Genomic DNA, 18514 nt, shown 5'->3' with positions numbered 1-18514 from the left:
TCAGATCCCTCAGAACTGGAAGTAAAGGAACGGCGAGAAGCTTTGCGCCGAGAGTTTGAGAATCGAGGCGATGAACAGCAGCAGCACCAGCGCACGCATCACGTAGCGCGACCAGTCAGCGGTCCGGTAGGCCGGTTGCACCTGGGCTTCGACGCCGACGGTGTAGCCAGGCTGGTGGATGTTCGCCGGGTTATCCCCAGGCACGGCCTTGATCGTTCCCGGTGTCGCAGCGGCCGGGCCGTCGGCGTCGACGTTCACTGCAGGCTTGGTCTTGGCCGGTGGCTGATTGGTGTAGAAGTCGCGCAGGCCGAAGAACGCCAGGGTCACGTAAGCCACGATCAGGGTTGCCACTTGCAGGCCGGTGAGGCTGGCCTGGTTGAGTTCCGACAGCGACCAGTCGCCGAAGCTGAACATCGCGCCGTACATGCGCCCGGCGACGTGCAGGTTTTCCGCGCGGAAGATCACCCAGCCCATCACCACCAGCAGGAAGGTCATCACCCAGCGGATCGGGTTGAAGCTGCGTGGCGAGGTGTTCAGGCCGATGGCTTTTTCAATCGCCAGCCACATGCCGTGCCACGCACCCCAGACGATGTAGGTGATGTTCGCGCCGTGCCACAGACCGCCGAGCAGCATGGTCAGGAACAGGTTGCGATAGGTCATCAGCGTGCCTTTGCGGTTACCGCCGAGGGTGATGTACAGGTAGTCACGCAGCCAGGTCGACAGGCTGATGTGCCAGCGCCGCCAGAACTCGGTGATCGACTGGCTGACGTAAGGCTGCTTGAAGTTTTCCATGAAGCGAAAACCCATCATCAGGCCCAGGCCGATGGCCATGTCGCTGTAACCGGAGAAGTCGAAATACAGCTGCGCGGTGTACGCCAGTGCGCCGAGCCAGGCATCGCCCGTGGTCGGGTTTTGCAGGGCGAAGCAGTGGTCGGCCACCACCGCCAGAGTATCGGCGATGAAGACTTTCTTGATGAAACCCTGCATGAACCGCGTGCAGCCCTCGGAGAACTTGTCGAGGGTGTGGGTGCGGTTATTGAACTGGTCGGCCAGGTCGCGGAAACGCAACACGGGGCCGGCGATCAAGTGCGGGAAAATCGCCACGAATGCCGCGAAGTCGATCAGGTTGCGGGTCGCCGGGGTATCACCACGGTAGACGTCGATGATGTAGCTGATGGACTCGAAAATGTAGAACGAGATGCCGATCGGCAACAGCACGTGGGTCAGGATGAAGGGCGAAAGACCCACCGACGTCATCATCGCGTTGATGCTGTCGACGCCGAAGTTGGCGTACTTGAAGTAGCCGAGGATGCACAGGTCGACGGCCACGCCGAGCAGCAGCCAGCGCTGCGCCGGTTTGGTCCTGACCCCGGCGGCACCGACTTTCAGGCCGATCCAGTAGTTCCACAGCGTGACGCCGGCGAACAGCGCGAGGAAGTCCACGCGCCACCAGGCGTAGAACACGTAACTGGCAATCAGCAGCAGCAGATTGCGATAGCGTTGCCCGCTCAGGTAGTACAAGCCGAGGAAGATCGGCAAGAACAAAAACAGGAACACGTTGGATGAAAAAACCATCCCGGTCTCTCCTTGTTTGAACCAACAGTCAAGGGCCAACGGCCCCCCCAAACCCCCCATGGAAAAACTGGGGGGCTAACTCACAAATCTCAAACTCGACACTGAACCTGTAGGAGTGAGCCTGCTCGCGATAGCGGTGGCAAAAACGCCGAGATCTCAAGGCCGGCCAAGCAAATGACTCATCGCCGTCTTCAGCTTCATCGGCCGCACCGGTTTGTGCATCAGGGTGTGGCCCAGTTCGCGGATCTGCTGTTTGAGTTCATTGCTGTAGTTGGCCGTGATCATCATCGCCGGAATCGGTGAGGCACGACGGGCATTGATTCTTGCCACCGCATCGATACCGTTCCGGTCGTTGTCCAGGTGGTAGTCGGCGATCAGCAGGTCGGCCTCGGCGTGGTAATTGTCCACTTGCCGTGCCAGGTCCTCCTCCGACAGCGCCGTCACCACCTGGCACCCCCACCCCTCCAGCAAGGTGCGCATGCCGGCACAGATGGTCGCGTCGTTGTCCAGCACCCAGATCCGTGCACCCCGCAGGCGCTCGAGCATCGGCTCGCTCATCTGCAACGTCGGCGGCGGCTTCGGCGCGGTGGCGCTCAACGGGACTTCGACCGAGAACATTGAGCCCCGGCCCGGCCACGAGCGCACATCAATGCGATGCCCGAGAATGCCGGCGATTTTCTCGACAATCGCCAGGCCCAGGCCCAGACCGCGATCCTGATCCGGTCGCTGCACATCTCCGCGCTTGAACTCCTGGAAAATCTCCTCCAGGCGATGCTCGGCAATGCCCATGCCGCTGTCCCAGACTTCGATCGTCAGGCACTGATGATGCCGTCTGCAACCGAGCACCACTCGGCCACTGCAGGTATAGCGAATGGCATTGCTCAGCAGGTTGCGCAGAATCCGCGCCAGCAGCTGGATGTCGCTGCGCACCAGCGCCGAACAACTGATGAAGTGCAGTTGCAGGCCTTCACTGCGTGCCACCTGGGTGTATTCGGCGGCCAGGTTGTCCAGCAGTTCACTGAGGGCGAACGGCGTAATGTCGGCCTTGATCACCCCCGCATCGAGCTTGGAAATGTCCACCAGGGTGCCGAGCAGGTTCTCCACGTCTTCCAGGGAATTGCTCACGTTGCGCACCAGAATCTCGCTGGACATCGGCTCGCGCCGCTCCAGCAAGGCACTGGTAAACAGGCGCGCGGCATTCAACGGTTGCAGCAGGTCGTGGCTGACGGCGGCGAGGAACTTGGTTTTCGACAGGTTGGCCTGCTCGGCTTCCTGCTTGGCTTCGCGCAAGCGAGACTCGACCAGGCGCCGCTCATCGATCTCGCGCAGCAACTGGTCGTTGAGGGTGGTCAATTCCGCCGTGCGCTCGCGTACCCGCAGCTCCAGGTTCTGATACGCCTGATGCAGCGCCTCGGCGGTGCGGCGGCGTTCGGTGATGTCGCGGATCAGCACGAAAATCCCCACCACCTCGCCACTGGCCAGACGGTTGGGCACATAGGAGCGCAGCATGTAACGCTCCTGGTTGTTGACGTTGGTTTCGGCGAACTCAAAGGTCACGCTCTCGCCGGCCAGTGCCCTGGCCACGTAGGGCTCCAGCCGCTGGTAATGCTGTTCGCTGTGCACTTCGCGCAGGCTCTGGCCGAGCATCACGCCGCGGGGCCAGCAGTACCACTCTTCGTAGACCTTGTTGGTGAACTCGTAGACCAGATCGGCATTGAGGTAGGCAATCAATGCCGGTACGTGATCGGTGATCAGGCGAATCCAGTGTTCGCTTTCACTCAGCGCCTCAGCGTGCTGGTAGCGTTCGGTGATGTCGGTGTAGGTGTTGACGAAACCACCGGTAGGCAACGGATGGGTGCGGATTTCCAGGACCCGGCCATCGAACAGACGCTGCTCACATTCGCGGACCGGTCGTCCATTGCCATCGCGACTGGCCGGAGTCAAAAGGTTCAATTCGCTGTCGGCGATCACTTCGGCAAACGGGCGATGGGCAGCCACCGGTGCCAGGCCGCTCAGCTCCAAGAAACGCCGGTTCCACAGCTCCAGAATGCCCTCGGCGCTGACCATCGCCACCCCTTGGGACAGATTGTCGACCGCCCGCTGCAACAGATGGGACTTCTGCGCCACCGCCTGCTCACGGCGTACGGTTTCGCTGAGTTTGACGTCGGTAATGTCGGTGAACAGAATCACCCGCCCACCTTCCTGGGTCGGCCGCTCGCTGACTTGCAGCCAGCGCCCGTTCTGCAGGCGGTAAAGCAGGTTTTCGTCGGCATGCCCGCGAGGTTCTTCGGTGAACAGGCCGTTGTTCATCATCAACCGCTTGACCTCGGTCAGGCGCATGCCGGCATTGATCCGCACCCGGCTGTTGCTCCAGAACGCCTTGAAGCGACTGTTGAACAGCACGATGCGCTGCTCGGCGTCGAACAGGACGAAGGCGTCGGATATGCTTTCGATGGCATCGATCAGGTGTTGATGCGCCGTTTCCGCGCGCAGGCGGGCTTCGCTGAGCAAATGATTACCGGCCTTGAGTTCGGCCATGGCCTGGTTCAGGGCATCGGTGCGTTCGCGCACTTGCTCGGCCAGCACCACCGAATGCTGGAACGCCGCGTACGGATCGTTGCCGCGGGTCACCCCGGACTCGACCCGTTCGATCAGCGCGCCATTGATGCGCTGCAGTTTATGGTTTTCCAGGCGCAGCCCGGCCAGTTCGGCCTGCAGCTCAGCGATGTCCTGGGGCACGGCCGCGGGCAATGGCAACGCCGGTGAAGGTCTGGTTGATGTGCATGCCATTGAACTGTTCTCCATAGGTGTTGAAACCCATCACCCGTTGCTCACGCAAAAACGAGCCGATCTGATCGAGGCTGCCGTCGTCTTCGAGTTCCAGACGCCGCAGGAAACAGTCGCAACCGATGGTCAGCAGCAAATCGCCCAGGCGCTCCTGCAACCCCTCGAACAGGCTCTGCAGGTTCGGCAGCATCGGCCCCGGGGTCATGGCGGTGAGGACGATGCCGTTTTCCACGGCGCAGTAGAAACTCAGGCTCAGGTCCGGATGCACCTGCTGGATGGCCCGCACGTAGTACTGCTGGTTGATCCGCACCGCCAGCGGGTGCGCGGCGAAGACCCGGTGATCGAGTTGCGCCACCGGCACGCCGATGTGCCGGGCGTACTCGGCGGCGGCCGGCTCGGCATTGAGCTCGAAGACCCGGCGCAAGGTGCTGTCGGCCCCGGTAACCACCAGCTTCTCGGCGCGGGGCAGCACGTGGTGGGTGGTGAACACTTCGAAATCCAGCCAGGTGTTGACCAGCACCACCACGGCCGCGCCGCTGTGAAACTCGCCATCGAAGTACACATGGGTATGGGTCAGGTAGTTATCGTCGCCGGCCGAGCCGCCGAAATGCGGAATGTCGCCCAGTGCCGCGCTCAAGGCCGCCAGGACCATTTCTTCACGGCTGGACAGGCCATCGAGCAGGGTCAGGGCAAAGCTGTTGCCCTTGATCGGCGCCAGGGTGTTGCTGCGACAGCCACTGACCAGGCGCTCGACCATTTGCTGGGCGTCGATCAGGCTGAAGTGCTCCATCTGGTCGATCAGCTCGATGGCGATGGAAAAGTGCCGGTGATCGAAGCCCACCGCCGTCACGCAATTGCGCCCGTAGCCCAGCGGAGTGATTTCCCCGGCGCTGGTGCAGCCCGCCAGGCGAATGCCGCCGAAGCTTTGCTGCAAGGCCTGGCCCAGCGCCTGCAAGTCGTACTCGGCGGAACAGAAGAACAGCACGAACCCCAGGTGCGGATGCAACAACTGTCGTGCCAGTTCCTGCGCGACCTGCCGGGCATCGGTGGCCTGGGACATTGCACTGACGACGCCTTCGCTCTGCTGCATCCTTACCTCCCGCAGGTGCGTGTGTATGAGGCACGAGTGTACGAAGTCTGTGGGGGGCGACGAATGCTACTTGGGTAGCGGGTAACCGCTTCGATGGGATGAGAGAGTTAAAGCTCATACCTGTGGGAGCGAGCTTGCTCCGGGCGGCGTTCCGACGATGGGGCCATCACAGCCAACATCCATGTCGCCTGACACTCAGCCATCGCGAGCAGGCTCGCTCCCACAATTGTTTGTATTCCGGTCAGCTACCAGGTCAGCACCGCGCCCACGGCAAAGGTGTCGGTGTCTTCGTTCTGCTCGTCGGTGTCGTGGCCGTTGATTTCGAACTGGTTGTACTCGGCCACCAGCTTGAGGTTGTCGTTCACGTCATGGAACAACGCGATGCCGCGGGTCTCGTAGTCCGCGCCGCTGCCGACCACGCCGTTGCCATCGTCATTGGTCTTGCCGTAGGACAAGGCCAGGCGGTTCTTGCCCAGTTTGTAGGAGCCCTGCAACAGGTAGCCGTCGCTGTCGACGTTGCGCAGGGTCGGCTCGCCGGCATTGTTGGTGAAAAACGGGTTGATGCCCTTGGCCTGGAAGCCGGAGCCGGTGAGGGACAAGCCGCCCATCTTCGCCTGCACCCCATAACCGACTCCCTTCGAGGTGACGGTCTCGACCGTGGAATCGGTGTTGTCCGAGGTCTGGTAGCTGCCGTTGACCCAGCTGTAGATCTTTGCCCCGGCCAGGTCGAACTGGTAGGTGACCTCGCTCTCGGTACGCGGGTTTTCCTGATAGGCCTTGCCCGTCGGGCTGCTGTCGTTGGTGTCCACCGGGTCCATGATGCCGACCGCCACACGCAGACCGTCCATCACCGGGGTGCGATAGGTGATCTGCGAGGTCGGGAACGGATACGGGTAACCGGTGCCGATGTTGCCGAACGACACCCCGCCGCCATCCACCAGCCCCAACGTATCGCTGACCTGACCGTAACCGGCGAGCATTTCGTCGAGCAGGATGTTGGAACGGGCGAACAGCCCGAAGTCTTTGCCAATCAGCACTTCGCCCCACTCCGGGTTGGCCACGGTGCCGAAGAACTGCCGCACATCGATGGCGGTGTCGGTGCCGTTGGTCTGGCTGTCGTTGATGGTGACCCAGAACGAGGCACGGGCGCCGAGTTTGAGATCGTCTACCTGCTTGCCCATGTTGAACCCCAGATAGTTGGGCAAAAAGCCCATCTTCACCCGTGACTGTCGACGGTCGAACTGCTCGCCGGCGCGGTCGACATCGCTGTTCACGTAGAAGGCGTTGATGTAGCCGTCGGTGGAGAACGTGGTCTGGTCCTTGTCGTACAGCATGATATCCGCCTCCGCCACCTGGCTCAGGCCAAGGGCAGACAGGCTGGCGATGAAGGCAGGCAGAAAACGATGCGTGACGTTCTTATTGTTGTGCATGGCGCGCTCCGAAACGGGGACTGAGTGTCGGAGGCGATTATCGAAACCTGACCGGCGGCGCCATACGCTGCCTTGGGGCTGGTTTTCAGGTGCTTTGGATGAGCCGGCGGTGCGTGACCACTATGGCGTAAGACCGCTGGTCGGCGAGGCTCGCCACTTAGGGTGTAGGCCTGTGGACCCGAGTGGCGTCCACAGGCACCGGTACCGGTCAGGCGTTGGCCCTGAACAGCATGTRGGCGGCGACCACGACGCAGATGCTGGCAAACCCGACCTGCAACGCCCGCGCCGGCACCCCGGCGCAGAGCTTGCGGCCGATGATCATGCCGACGATGCTTGAGACGATGAAGGCAATGCCCGAACCGTCGATGCGCACCCCGGCCTGGAAGGCGCCGATCACGCCGATGGCGGAAATCAGGCTGATCACCATCAGCGAGGTGGCGATGATCCCGCGCATCTGYACATCGGTCAGTTGCTTGAACGCCGGGACGATCAGAAAACCGCCGCCCACCCCCAGCAATCCCGAGACCACGCCGGTTACTGCCCCGAGCGCGGCGAGGGTCGCAGTGCATTTGGCGGTCCAGGAAAAGCGTCCGGTCTGTTGATCGAGCATGCAGTTCTTCTGGCCCCAGTTGGCGTGACCGTGATCGCTGGGGCCCTCGTCCTTGCGCTCACGACGCAACATCCGCCCGGCCACCACGACCATCAGCAGGCTGAACAGGATCATCAGGATTTTTTCCGGCAACCGGTGGGCGAAGTAGATGCCCAGGGGCGAAAACACCGCGCCCAGCGCCGCGATCAGCAGCGCTGCGCGATACCGCACCAGGCCATGGCGCAAGCCGTCGATGGCGCCGACCGCTGCCGCACTGCCCACCGCGAACAACGCCACCGGAGCGGCCTGGGTCATGCTCCAGCCCAACCCCAACACCAGGGCCGGGACCGCAAGGATACCGCCACCAGCGCCGGTCAAGCCGAGCACCAACCCCATCACTACGCCAAACAGACTTGCCAGCAACATAGGGAGTTCTCAGTAGTGCCGGGAGTCGGGTTCGATCACGGTGATGTTCAGATGCGGGCTACGCTTGAGCAGGCTGGCGACAAGGCCGATATCCGCCGTGCCACCGCCGATGACCACGATATCTGCACTGATGGATGGGCCCCAGTGTTGATCGTTCATTGCTTGTTCCTTTTGCTGCACTGTAGGAGCGAGCCTGCTCGCGATGGTCGCTAACGATTACGCGTGCTATCTGTATAAACGCGGTGCCAATACGTCCATCGCGAGCAGGCTCGCTCCTACAGGTTCTGTGTGTTTGCTGGCATTTAAGGTTGAACCCAGCTTTTAAGCACTGCCCCGCAATACAGCCCGGAGAGGGTTTTCATCACCTGGATCACTTCGTGACTGGCGAGACCGTAAAAAATGTACTTGCCTTCACGACGGGTCGCGACCAGTCCTTCATCGCGCAGGATGCCCAATTGCTGGGACAGGGTCGGTTGACGCACGCCGGTCATTTTTTCCAGATCGCCTACGTTGCGCTCACCCTGGGTCAACTGGCACAGGATCAACAGGCGATCTTCATTGGCCAGGGCCTTGAGCAGCGCACACGCCTTGGAGGCCGAGGCGCGCAGTTGAGCGACTTCGCATTCGGTCAGACTGGATTGCATTTGCAGGATGCCTTCAACGTCACTTAAGCTGCGAACATTATGTTTTTACATAAAGTGTTGCAACCCATGACTGACTTTTCTACCCCCGTACAGGTCCGTGTCCATGCCCGCGCTGATTGAAGCTTTCCTCGACCCCGCCTCCTCGACCTACAGCTACGTGGTCTACGAGGCGGATGGCGGGCAGTGTGCGATTGTCGACCCGGTGCTCGACTACGACGGGGCCTCCGGGCGTACCGCGACCACCCAGGCCGACAAAATCATCGCCTTCGTCCGCGCCCGTCACTTGCAGGTGCAATGGCTGCTGGAAACCCACGCCCACGCCGATCACCTGTCCGCCGCTCCCTACCTGCGCGGGCAACTGGGCGGCAAGATCGCCATTGGCGAGTCGATCAGCAAGGTGCAGGACGTGTTCAAGGCGCTGTTCAATCTGGAGCCGGCCTTTTGCGTCGACGGATCGCAGTTCGATCACCTGTTCGCCCCCGACGAATCGTTCATGATCGGCAACCTCAGGGCCACCGCCCTGCACGTGCCCGGTCATACCCCGGCGGACATGGCCTACCTGATCGGCAACGATGTGATCCTGGTCGGCGACACGCTGTTCATGCCGGACGTGGGCACCGCGCGCTGTGACTTTCCCGGCGGCAATGCCAACCAGATGTACGCCTCGATCCAGAAACTGCTGGCCTTCCCCGCCAGCGTGCGCCTGTACGTCTGCCACGACTACCCGCCCGAGGGCCGTTCCTCCGAATACATGACGACTGTGGGTGAACAGCGCAAAAGCAACATCCACGTGCGCGACGGCATCGACGAAGCCGCCTTCGTCGACATGCGCACCCGGCGTGATGCCGGGTTGGGCATGCCGACGCTGTTGCTGCCGGCGATCCAGGTCAATGTGCGGGCGGGGAATTTGCCGCCGGCCGAAGACAATGGCGTCAGGTATCTGAAAGTCCCCCTGAATCAACTCTGACCTGTAGGAGCGAGCTTGCTCCGGGCGGCGATCCGACGAAAAACGCCAACGATAACGCGCAAAACCTGACGCCCCGGCGCCCTCAGGTTTTTCGCGAGCAAGCTCGCTCCTACGGCAACGTCAGCCCATTCGCCGGCAACGGCAGCGCGGTCTTGTACCGCACCTGCTTGAGCGCAAAGCTCGAACGGATATTCGCCACCCCCGGCACCTTGGTCAGAAAGTCCATCATGAAGCGCTCCAGCGACTGGATGGTCGGCACCAGCACCCGGATCAGATAGTCCGGGTCGCCGGCCATCAGGTAGCACTCCATCACTTCGGGGCGATCGGAAATCGCCTCCTCGAAATGCTGCAACGCCTCCTCCACCTGCTTCTCCAGGCTGACGTGAATGAACACGTTCACATGCAGCCCCAGCAAGTCGGCATCGAGCAGCGTCACTTGCTCGCGAATCACCCCCAGTTCTTCCATGGCCTTGACCCGGTTGAAACACGGCGTCGGCGACAGGTTCACCGAACGCGCCAGGTCGGCGTTGGTGATGCGCGCGTTCTCCTGAAGGCTGTTGAGAATGCCGATATCGGTACGGTCCAGTTTGCGCATGAGACAAAACCACCTGTTTTTTATGTTTATGCAGGTTTTTTATCTGCAAATGATCTTCAGCGCAACGAAACAGAGAGAAATATTCTTCTTGGGCGGGCCTATGATTGTTGTAGGACAAGATTTCTTCTACCGAATGAAATCTGTCAGCTCACTACAAGAAATTCACAAGATCGAGCGTAGAAGCCATGACCCAAGCGTACGAACCGCTGCACCTGCACGTCCCCGAACCCTCGGGCCGTCCAGGATGCAAAACCGACTTCTCCTACTTGCACCTGACCGATGCAGGCACGGTGCGCAAACCCCAAATCGACGTTGAACCGGCCGACACGGCTGATCTGGCCCGCGGCCTTATCCGCGTGCTCGACGACCAGGGCAATGCCCACGGCCCCTGGGCTGAAAACGTGCCAGTGGCGATCCTGCGCAAGGGCATGCGCGCCATGCTCAAGACGCGGATCTACGACAACCGCATGGTGGTTGCCCAGCGTCAGAAAAAAATGTCGTTCTACATGCAGAGCCTTGGCGAAGAAGCCATCGGCAGCGCCCAGGCCCTGGCCTTGAACATCGACGACATGTGCTTCCCGACCTACCGCCAGCAAAGCATCCTGATGGCCCGCGACGTACCGCTGGTCGACCTGATCTGCCAGTTGCTGTCCAACGAGCGCGATCCGCTCAAGGGCCGGCAACTGCCGATCATGTACTCGGTCAAGGACGCCGGTTTCTTCACCATTTCCGGCAACCTCGCCACCCAGTTCATTCAGGCCGTGGGCTGGGGCATGGCCTCGGCGATCAAGGGCGACACCAAAATCGCCTCGGCATGGATCGGCGACGGCGCCACCGCCGAGTCGGATTTCCACACCGCCCTGACGTTCGCCCACGTGTACCGCGCACCCGTGATCCTCAACGTGGTCAACAACCAGTGGGCGATTTCCACGTTCCAGGCGATTGCCGGTGGTGAAGCCACCACCTTTGCCGGTCGTGGCGTCGGTTGCGGCATTGCCTCCCTGCGGGTCGATGGCAACGACTTCGTCGCGGTCTACTCCGCGTCTGCCTGGGCCGCCGAACGTGCGCGCCGCGGTCTCGGCCCGACCATGATCGAATGGGTCACTTACCGTGCAGGCCCGCACTCGACCTCCGATGATCCGTCCAAATACCGTCCCGCCGACGACTGGAGCCACTTCCCGCTGGGTGATCCGATTGCGCGTCTCAAGCAGCACCTGATCAAGATCGGTCAGTGGTCCGAAGAGGAACACGCCGCCGTCAGCGCCGAACTGGAAGCCGAAGTGATCGCCGCACAGAAAGAAGCCGAGCAGTACGGCACCCTCGCCGGCGGCCAGATTCCGAGCGCCGCGACCATGTTCGAAGACGTCTACAAAGAGATGCCGGAGCACTTGAAGCGCCAGCGTCAGGAGTTGGGGATCTGACATGAACGATCACAACAACAAAATCGAGCTGGAAACCGCCATGACCACGACCACCATGACCATGATCCAGGCCCTGCGCTCGGCCATGGATGTGATGCTTGAACGGGACGACAACGTCGTGGTCTTCGGCCAGGACGTGGGCTACTTCGGCGGCGTGTTCCGCTGCACCGAAGGCCTGCAGAGCAAGTACGGCACCTCCCGGGTGTTCGACGCGCCGATTTCCGAAAGCGGCATCGTCGGTACTGCCGTGGGCATGGGCGCCTACGGTCTGCGCCCGGTGGTGGAGATCCAGTTCGCCGACTACGTGTACCCGGCCTACGATCAGATCATTTCCGAAGCCGCGCGCCTGCGTTATCGCTCGGCTGGCGAGTTCACCGCACCGATGACCCTGCGCATGCCTTGCGGCGGCGGCATCTACGGCGGCCAGACCCACAGCCAGAGCATCGAGGCACTCTTCACCCAGGTGTGCGGTCTGCGCACCGTCATGCCGTCCAACCCCTACGACGCCAAAGGCCTGCTGATCGCCTCCATCGAAAACGATGACCCGGTGATCTTCCTTGAGCCCAAACGCCTGTACAACGGTCCCTTCGACGGCCACCACGAACGCCCGGTAACCCCGTGGTCGAAACACCCCGCCGCACAGGTTCCGGACGGCTACTACACCGTACCGCTGGACGTTGCCGCGATCGCCCGTCCGGGCAAGGACGTCACCGTGCTGACCTACGGCACCACAGTGTACGTGTCGCAAGTCGCCGCTGAAGAAAGCGGCGTCGATGCCGAAGTCATCGACCTGCGCAGCCTGTGGCCGCTGGACCTGGAGACCATCGTCAAATCCGTGAAGAAAACCGGCCGCTGCGTCGTGGTTCACGAAGCCACCCGCACCTGCGGTTTCGGTGCCGAACTGGTGTCGCTGGTGCAAGAGCATTGCTTCCACCACCTGGAAGCGCCGATCGAACGCGTCACCGGTTGGGACACCCCTTACCCGCACGCGCAAGAGTGGGCGTATTTCCCAGGGCCGTCCCGAGTGGGCGCGGCGTTGAAACGGGTCATGGAGGTCTGAATGGGCACGCACGTCATTAAAATGCCGGACATTGGTGAAGGCATTGCAGAAGTTGAATTGTCGGTTTGGCACGTCAAGGTCGGCGACATGGTCGTCGAAGATCAGGTGCTGGCCGATGTCATGACCGATAAAGCGATGGTGGATATTCCGTCGCCGGTGCATGGCAAGGTCATCGCCCTTGGCGGCCAGCCGGGCGAAGTCATGGCGGTTGGCAGTGTGCTGATCAGCATTGAAGTCGAAGGCGCGGGCAACGTTAAGGAGTCGACGCAACCGGCTCCCGTTAAAGAAGCCCCGGTGGTCGCGCCCAAAGTTGAAGCCGTGGTTGAAAGCAAATCGGTCGCGGCCCCAGCGCCAAAAGCTGCCGTATGCCAGGGCCCGATGGTTGCTCGCGAAGCCGATGAGCGTCCGCTGGCCTCCCCGGCCGTGCGCAAGCATGCGCTGGACCTCGGTATTCAATTGCGCCTGGTGCGTGGCACCGGCCCGGCCGGCCGCGTACTGCACGAAGACCTTGACGCCTACCTGGCCCAGGGTCAGTCGAACGCTTCGGCACCGGTGGCGGCGGCTTACGCCCAACGTACCGATGAACAGCAGATCCCGGTGATCGGCATGCGCCGCAAGATCGCCCAGCGCATGCAGGACGCCACCCAGCGTGCCGCCCACTTCAGTTATGTCGAAGAAATCGATGTCACGGCTGTGGAAGAGCTGCGCGCGCACCTCAACGAAAAACACGGCGCGACTCGCGGCAAGCTGACTTTGCTGCCGTTCCTGGTTCGCGCCATGGTCGTCGCCCTGCGCGACTTCCCGCAAATGAATGCCCGTTACGACGACGAGGCCCAGGTCATCACCCGCCTCGGTGCGGTACACGTCGGCGTCGCGACCCAGAGCGACGTTGGCCTGATGGTGCCGGTGGTGCGTCACGCCGAAACCCGCAGCCTGTGGGACAGCGCGGCGGAAATCGCTCGCCTGGCCACTGCCGCGCGCAATGGCAAGGCCAGCCGCGATGAACTGTCCGGCTCGACCATCACCCTGACCAGCCTCGGCGCCCTGGGCGGCATCGTCAGCACGCCGGTGCTGAACCTGCCGGAAGTGGCGATTGTCGGGGTCAACAAGATCATCGAACGGCCAATGGTGATCAAAGGCCAGATCGTGATCCGCAAGATGATGAACCTCTCCAGCTCCTTCGATCACCGAGTGGTCGACGGCATGGACGCGGCGCTCTTCATCCAGGCCATCCGTGGCTTGCTCGAACAACCCGCCACTCTGTTTGTGGAGTAACGAATGCAGACTTTGAACACCACGCTGCTGATCATCGGCGGCGGCCCCGGCGGTTATGTGACCGCGATCCGTGCCGGCCAGCTGGGCATCCCGACCATCCTGGTGGAAGGCCAATCCCTGGGCGGCACTTGCCTGAACATCGGCTGCATTCCGTCCAAGGCACTGATTCACGTCGCCGAGCAGTTCCATCAAACGCAACACCACAGCCAGCATTCGGCCCTGGGCATCAGCGTTTCGGCGCCAACTCTGGACATCAACAAGAGCGTCGAGTGGAAGGATGGCATCGTCGATCGCCTGACCACCGGCGTCGCGGCGCTGCTGAAAAAGCACAAGGTCCAGGTCGTTCAAGGCTGGGCCAAAGTGGTTGACGGTAAAACCGTGGACGTCGGCGACACCCGCATCCAGTGCGAACACCTGGTGCTGGCCACCGGTTCGAAAAGCGTAAACCTGCCGATGCTGCCGATTGGCGGGCCGATCATCTCGTCCACCGAAGCCCTGGCGCCGACATCCGTGCCCAAGCGTTTGATCGTGGTTGGCGGCGGTTACATCGGTCTGGAGCTGGGCATTGCCTATCGCAAGCTCGGCGCCGAAGTCAGCGTGGTGGAAGCGCAGGAGCGCATCCTGCCGGCCTACGACGCCGAACTGACCCAGCCCGTACACGACGAACTGAAAAAACTCGGTGTGAAGCTTTACTTGAAACACAGCGTGCAAGGCTTTGATTCTTCTAACAATACCTTGCAGGTACTGGAACCGGACGGCGAAACCCTGAACCTGGAAACCGATCAGGTGCTGGTGGCCGTCGGTCGCAAGCCGAACACCCAGGGCTGGAATCTCGAAGCGCTGAACCTGGACATGAACGGTTCGTCGATCAAGATCGACAACCGCTGCCAGACCAGCATGCGCAACGTCTACGCCATCGGCGACCTGAGCGGCGAACCGATGCTCGCGCACCGGGCCATGGCCCAGGGCGAGATGGTCGCCGAACTGATCAGCGGTAAGTCTCGCGAGTTCAACCCCACCGCCATCGCCGCCGTGTGCTTCACCGACCCGGAACTGGTGGTGGTCGGCAAGACCCCGGACGAGGCCAAGGCCGCAGGCCTGGACTGCATCGTTTCCAGCTTCCCGTTCGCCGCCAATGGCCGGGCCATGACACTGGAATCGAAAAGCGGCTTCGTGCGGGTGGTCGCCCGTCGCGACAATCATGTGATTGTCGGCTGGCAGGCAGTCGGCGTCGGTGTGTCCGAATTGTCCACGGCATTTGCGCAAAGTCTGGAGATGGGCGCGCGGCTGGAAGACATCGGCGGCACCATCCATGCGCACCCGACGCTGGGTGAGGCGGTGCAGGAAGCGGCGTTGCGGGCGTTGGGGCATGCGTTGCATCTGTGATTTTGAGGGATTGATGGGGTCTGTGATGGCCCCATCGCGAGCAAGCTCGCTCCCACAGGGTTTGTGAACGCCACAGATTCAATGTGGGAGCGAGCTTGCTCGCGATTTCTCAAGAGCGACGCAATTTCTGCCGATCAGCCGATAGTCTGGGCTGCGATTTAGCCCAAGAATGAAGTATTGTTGTCCCCATCCAAAAAACGTCAGAAGCCTTGAACCGTTTCGGCGGTTGTTAAGTGATAGAGGGTGTCATGGGTAACGAAAGCATTAATTGGGACAAGCTGGGTTTTGACTACATCAAGACCGACAAGCGCTATCTGTCGTACTTTCGCAATGGTGAGTGGGACAAAGGCACCCTGACCGAAGATAACGTGCTGCACATCAGCGAAGGCTCCACTGCCCTTCACTATGGCCAGCAATGCTTCGAAGGCATGAAGGCCTACCGTTGCAAGGACGGCTCGATCAACCTGTTCCGCCCGGACCAGAACGCCCTGCGCATGCAGCGCAGCTGCGCCCGCCTGCTGATGCCGCAGGTGGACACCGAGCAATTCATCGAAGCCTGTAAAGCAGTGGTCCGCGCCAACGAGCGTTTCATTCCGCCGTACGGCACCGGCGGCGCGCTGTACCTGCGTCCGTTCGTGATCGGCGTGGGTGACAACATCGGCGTGCGTACCGCGCCGGAGTTCATCTTCTCGATCTTCTGCATCCCGGTCGGCGCCTACTTCAAGGGCGGCCTGACCCCGCACAACTTCCTGATCTCCAGCTACGACCGCGCCGCGCCACAAGGCACCGGTGCCGCCAAGGTCGGTGGCAACTACGCCGCCAGCCTGATGCCGGGCTCCCAGGCCAAGAAGGCGCATTTCGCCGACTGCATCTACCTTGACCCGCTGACCCATACCAAGATCGAGGAAGTCGGTTCGGCCAACTTCTTCGGGATCACCCACGACAACAAGTTCGTGACCCCGAACTCGCCATCGGTACTGCCGGGCATCACCCGTCTGTCGCTGATCGAACTGGCCAGGTCCCGCCTGGGTCTGGATGTGGTCGAAGGCGACGTGTTCATCGACAAGCTCTCCGACTTCAAGGAAGCCGGTGCTTGCGGTACCGCTGCGGTGATCACGCCGATTGGCGGCATCAACTACAACGACCACCTGCACGTGTTCCACAGCGAAACCGAAGTCGGCCCGATCACCCAGAAGCTCTACAAAGAGCTGACCGGCGTGCAAACCGGCGACATCGAAGCGCCAGCGGGCTGGATCGTCAAGGTTTGACCTGACGCCAGACGCACAAAAGCCCTCCATCGGGTGACCGATGGGGGGCTTTTTCATGGGCGTAAAAAGATCGCAGGCTGCGATCTTTTGCTCTTTTCCTCAATATCCAACGGCAACTCAACCCCAAACCGCCCCGCTACTTCCTTGCGCCCCAACGCCGTCAACGCCAACGCCCGACTGTCCAGATCCTGGGTCACCCACTTGCGCTTGAGCGCCGTTTGCAGCAACGCCGCCCCCAGCGACCCGCCCAGATGCGGCCGGCGCATGCTCCAGTCCAGGCACGGGCAGGCAAAACGGCGGCGCAAGGTGCTCAAGTCCTGCACCTCGATCCCGAGCCCTTGAAACATTGCCGTACCACTGCCACTCAAGCGATAGGCCTGTTCGTCGGTTTCCTCAAGCCAGCCCGCTTCGAGCATCCGGTCATGCATCAGCACGGCCAGGGTGCCCGCCATGTGGTCGTAGCAGGTGCGGGCAAATTGCAGGCGGTCAGGAGTGCGTGACTGAAAAGTCGGTGCCGCGTTCTGACCGATGACCATCAGCGCCTCCAGGGCCTGGGCCACGCGTTTGTCCGCCAGGCTGTAATAGCGGTGACGTCCCTGAACGTGCAGCCGCACCAGCGCCAGCTCCTTGAGTTTGGCCAGGTGGGCACTGGCGGTCGACGCGCTGACTTCGGCCACCGCCGCCAGTTCGGTGCTGGTGCGGGCGTGGCCGTCCATCAGCGAACAGAGGATTTTCGTCCGCGCCGGCTCGGCGATGGCTGCCGCCACCTGCGAGACGCCAATGTCGTGTCGTTCTGCGCTCATATTTCGCTCCCGGACGAATCAATGCCCTTTCGGACTGGAGATAGTAGCAACACTTTCCGACAACAAAAGGCTGTGACCCATGGACCCGATCATCGCTGCGACCCATACCGATCCTTATCCCTACTACGCACAACTGCGTGGCGAAGGCGGGCTGGTTTTTCATCCGGGGCTGAACATGTGGGTGGCCAGCAGCGCCCAAGCGGTGGCCGCCGTGCTGGCGCATCCCGATTGCCACGTTCGCCCCGAGCAGGAGCCAATCCCCAAGGCGATCGCCGACGGCATGGCCGGCCAGGTGTTCGGCCAATTGATGCGCATGAATGAGGGCGAACGCCAGCGTTGCCCACGGTCGGCGATTGAGCCGGGGCTGGAGTTGATCGATACGCGGGAAGTCGAGGCCCTGGTCAGCGCCCGATTGATGACCGCGGATGCCGCCGGCCTGTACAACGCCATGTTCCGTGGGCCGGTGTGCGTGGTGGCGGCGTTGTTGGGATTCACCCCGGCTCAGGGCCGTGTCATCAGCGAACTGACGGCGGATTTCGTCGCCTGCCTGTCGCCCCTGAGTCGTCCGGTGCAACTGGCTGCGGCTCATGCCGCCGCTGAACAGTTGAGCGGCTACTGTGTCGAGCTTTTGGCCGACCCGGACAACCATAGCCCTCTGCTTGGCGGTATCCGCCAGCGCTTCGCGTCAGGCACACCGCAAACACTGATCGCCAACCTGATCGGCCTGTTCTCCCAGACCTTCGAAGCCACTGCCGGGTTGATCGGTAACGCCGTGCTGGCATTGATTCAACACCCGTCGTTGTGCAGCGAATCAACCCCTGTCGAAGACCTGCTGGCCGAAGTGCAGCGCTTCGACCCGCCGGTACAGAACACCCGTCGCTTCGTCGCCGCCCCCTGCGAGATTGACGGGGTGAGGCTGAATACCGGAGACGTGATCCTGGTGCTGCTGGCCTCGGCCAATCGCGACCCGCAGCTCAACGACAACCCCGATGCATTCCTGCTCGACCGCCCGAATCGGCGCAGCTTCACCTTTGGTGCGGGGCGCCATCAATGTCCGGGGCAACGCCTGGCGTTATGCATTGCTGGCGCTACCGTCCGGCAAATTCTTGCGATGAAGCCGGCACTGGATCGCCTGACCTGGCATTACCGCCCGTCCGTGAATGGACGGATTGCGCTGTTCCGTGACTGACCGCAAACC

Annotated in this window: 15 protein-coding genes and 1 pseudogene; 7 read left to right on the top strand and 9 right to left on the bottom strand. The window is 61.9% G+C overall.

Translation table 11 applies throughout. From position 1 onward, the window contains the following. Positions 1 to 9: 9 nt before the first annotated feature. From AC1DU9_RS16535 to AC1DU9_RS16505, 7 genes and pseudogenes are all read right to left on the bottom strand, one after another. Positions 10 to 1575 (bottom strand): MBOAT family O-acyltransferase, encoded by a 1566-nt coding sequence (locus tag AC1DU9_RS16535; protein ID WP_223459822.1) that lies wholly within the window; start codon positions 1573 to 1575, stop codon positions 10 to 12. 156 nt (positions 1576 to 1731) lie between these two features. Next, positions 1732 to 4365 carry a hybrid sensor histidine kinase/response regulator NahK/ErcS' gene (gene nahK / locus AC1DU9_RS16530; protein ID WP_477810486.1) on the bottom strand — a complete coding sequence of 878 codons (2634 nt, stop codon included), beginning with the start codon at positions 4363 to 4365 and terminating at the stop codon, positions 1732 to 1734. After that, entirely contained in the window at positions 4295 to 5452 is a 1158-nt protein-coding gene (gene nosP / locus AC1DU9_RS16525; protein WP_223461945.1) for a nitric oxide-sensing protein NosP, read from the bottom strand. The genes nahK and nosP overlap by 71 nt, the downstream gene beginning before the upstream one ends. A gap of 245 nt (positions 5453 to 5697) precedes the next feature. Continuing rightward, on the bottom strand, positions 5698 to 6882 hold the full coding sequence (locus AC1DU9_RS16520) for a porin (protein ID WP_223461946.1): 1185 nt from the start codon (positions 6880 to 6882) through the stop codon (positions 5698 to 5700). Positions 6883 to 7090: 208 nt separating this feature from the next. Continuing rightward, complete coding sequence (locus tag AC1DU9_RS16515; RefSeq protein WP_477810485.1) at positions 7091 to 7897, bottom strand: sulfite exporter TauE/SafE family protein; 807 nt, start codon at positions 7895 to 7897, stop codon at positions 7091 to 7093. A 12-nt stretch (positions 7898 to 7909) separates the two neighbouring features. Next, positions 7910 to 8056, bottom strand: a pseudogene (locus tag AC1DU9_RS16510) (pyridine nucleotide-disulfide oxidoreductase); the annotation flags it as partial. 143 nt (positions 8057 to 8199) lie between these two features. Beyond that, on the bottom strand, positions 8200 to 8541 hold the full coding sequence (locus AC1DU9_RS16505) for an ArsR/SmtB family transcription factor (protein ID WP_218428678.1): 342 nt from the start codon (positions 8539 to 8541) through the stop codon (positions 8200 to 8202). A gap of 103 nt (positions 8542 to 8644) precedes the next feature. On the opposite strand from AC1DU9_RS16505, the gene AC1DU9_RS16500 reads away from it, so the two are divergent. Next, positions 8645 to 9508, top strand: a complete 864-nt coding sequence (locus tag AC1DU9_RS16500; protein ID WP_477810484.1) for an MBL fold metallo-hydrolase — start codon at positions 8645 to 8647, stop codon at positions 9506 to 9508. A gap of 109 nt (positions 9509 to 9617) precedes the next feature. On the opposite strand, the gene bkdR is transcribed toward AC1DU9_RS16500, so the two are convergent. Beyond that, a complete protein-coding gene (gene bkdR, locus AC1DU9_RS16495) occupies positions 9618 to 10103 on the bottom strand; it encodes a Bkd operon transcriptional regulator BkdR (RefSeq protein ID WP_095944115.1) in 486 nt (161 codons plus the stop codon). A 185-nt stretch (positions 10104 to 10288) separates the two neighbouring features. On the opposite strand from bkdR, the gene AC1DU9_RS16490 reads away from it, so the two are divergent. The 5 genes from AC1DU9_RS16490 to AC1DU9_RS16470 all read left to right on the top strand — a co-directional run bounded on the left by AC1DU9_RS16490 (position 10289) and on the right by AC1DU9_RS16470 (position 16513). After that, a complete protein-coding gene (locus AC1DU9_RS16490; protein WP_223461952.1) occupies positions 10289 to 11524 on the top strand; it encodes a 3-methyl-2-oxobutanoate dehydrogenase (2-methylpropanoyl-transferring) subunit alpha in 1236 nt (411 codons plus the stop codon). Position 11525: 1 nt separating this feature from the next. Beyond that, positions 11526 to 12584, top strand: a complete 1059-nt coding sequence (locus AC1DU9_RS16485) for an alpha-ketoacid dehydrogenase subunit beta (protein ID WP_108215957.1) — start codon at positions 11526 to 11528, stop codon at positions 12582 to 12584. Then, on the top strand, positions 12585 to 13859 hold the full coding sequence (locus AC1DU9_RS16480; protein ID WP_477810483.1) for a dihydrolipoamide acetyltransferase family protein: 1275 nt from the start codon (positions 12585 to 12587) through the stop codon (positions 13857 to 13859). A 3-nt stretch (positions 13860 to 13862) separates the two neighbouring features. Next, positions 13863 to 15245 (top strand): dihydrolipoyl dehydrogenase, encoded by a 1383-nt coding sequence (gene lpdA, locus AC1DU9_RS16475; RefSeq protein ID WP_223461956.1) that lies wholly within the window; start codon positions 13863 to 13865, stop codon positions 15243 to 15245. Between the two features lie 248 nt (positions 15246 to 15493). Further along, the gene (locus AC1DU9_RS16470) at positions 15494 to 16513 is read left to right on the top strand and encodes a branched-chain amino acid aminotransferase (protein WP_223455986.1); all 1020 of its coding nucleotides are present in this window, start codon (positions 15494 to 15496) and stop codon (positions 16511 to 16513) included. 53 nt (positions 16514 to 16566) lie between these two features. On the opposite strand, the gene AC1DU9_RS16465 is transcribed toward AC1DU9_RS16470, so the two are convergent. Beyond that, positions 16567 to 17316: an ArsR/SmtB family transcription factor gene (locus AC1DU9_RS16465; RefSeq protein ID WP_223461958.1), complete on the bottom strand. Its 750-nt coding sequence runs from the start codon at positions 17314 to 17316 to the stop codon at positions 16567 to 16569. A 79-nt stretch (positions 17317 to 17395) separates the two neighbouring features. On the opposite strand from AC1DU9_RS16465, the gene AC1DU9_RS16460 reads away from it, so the two are divergent. Beyond that, positions 17396 to 18505: a cytochrome P450 gene (locus AC1DU9_RS16460; protein ID WP_223461961.1), complete on the top strand. Its 1110-nt coding sequence runs from the start codon at positions 17396 to 17398 to the stop codon at positions 18503 to 18505. The last annotated feature ends 9 nt before the right edge of the window (positions 18506 to 18514 follow it).

Source organism: Pseudomonas sp. P4_C1, from assembly GCF_056402155.1.
This window is presented reverse-complemented; position numbering and strand designations above follow the sequence as displayed.

Coding starts and splice junctions, on each gene's coding strand:
- AC1DU9_RS16535 (WP_223459822.1), bottom strand. CDS start 1,575: ATGGTTTTTTCATCCAACGTGTTCCTGTTTTTGTTCTTGCCGATCTTC.
- nahK (WP_477810486.1), bottom strand. CDS start 4,365: ATGGCATGCACATCAACCAGACCTTCACCGGCGTTGCCATTGCCCGCG.
- nosP (WP_223461945.1), bottom strand. CDS start 5,452: ATGCAGCAGAGCGAAGGCGTCGTCAGTGCAATGTCCCAGGCCACCGAT.
- AC1DU9_RS16520 (WP_223461946.1), bottom strand. CDS start 6,882: ATGCACAACAATAAGAACGTCACGCATCGTTTTCTGCCTGCCTTCATC.
- AC1DU9_RS16505 (WP_218428678.1), bottom strand. CDS start 8,541: ATGCAATCCAGTCTGACCGAATGCGAAGTCGCTCAACTGCGCGCCTCG.
- AC1DU9_RS16500 (WP_477810484.1), top strand. CDS start 8,645: ATGCCCGCGCTGATTGAAGCTTTCCTCGACCCCGCCTCCTCGACCTAC.
- bkdR (WP_095944115.1), bottom strand. CDS start 10,103: ATGCGCAAACTGGACCGTACCGATATCGGCATTCTCAACAGCCTTCAG.
- AC1DU9_RS16490 (WP_223461952.1), top strand. CDS start 10,289: ATGACCCAAGCGTACGAACCGCTGCACCTGCACGTCCCCGAACCCTCG.
- AC1DU9_RS16485 (WP_108215957.1), top strand. CDS start 11,526: ATGAACGATCACAACAACAAAATCGAGCTGGAAACCGCCATGACCACG.
- AC1DU9_RS16480 (WP_477810483.1), top strand. CDS start 12,585: ATGGGCACGCACGTCATTAAAATGCCGGACATTGGTGAAGGCATTGCA.
- lpdA (WP_223461956.1), top strand. CDS start 13,863: ATGCAGACTTTGAACACCACGCTGCTGATCATCGGCGGCGGCCCCGGC.
- AC1DU9_RS16470 (WP_223455986.1), top strand. CDS start 15,494: ATGGGTAACGAAAGCATTAATTGGGACAAGCTGGGTTTTGACTACATC.
- AC1DU9_RS16465 (WP_223461958.1), bottom strand. CDS start 17,316: ATGAGCGCAGAACGACACGACATTGGCGTCTCGCAGGTGGCGGCAGCC.
- AC1DU9_RS16460 (WP_223461961.1), top strand. CDS start 17,396: ATGGACCCGATCATCGCTGCGACCCATACCGATCCTTATCCCTACTAC.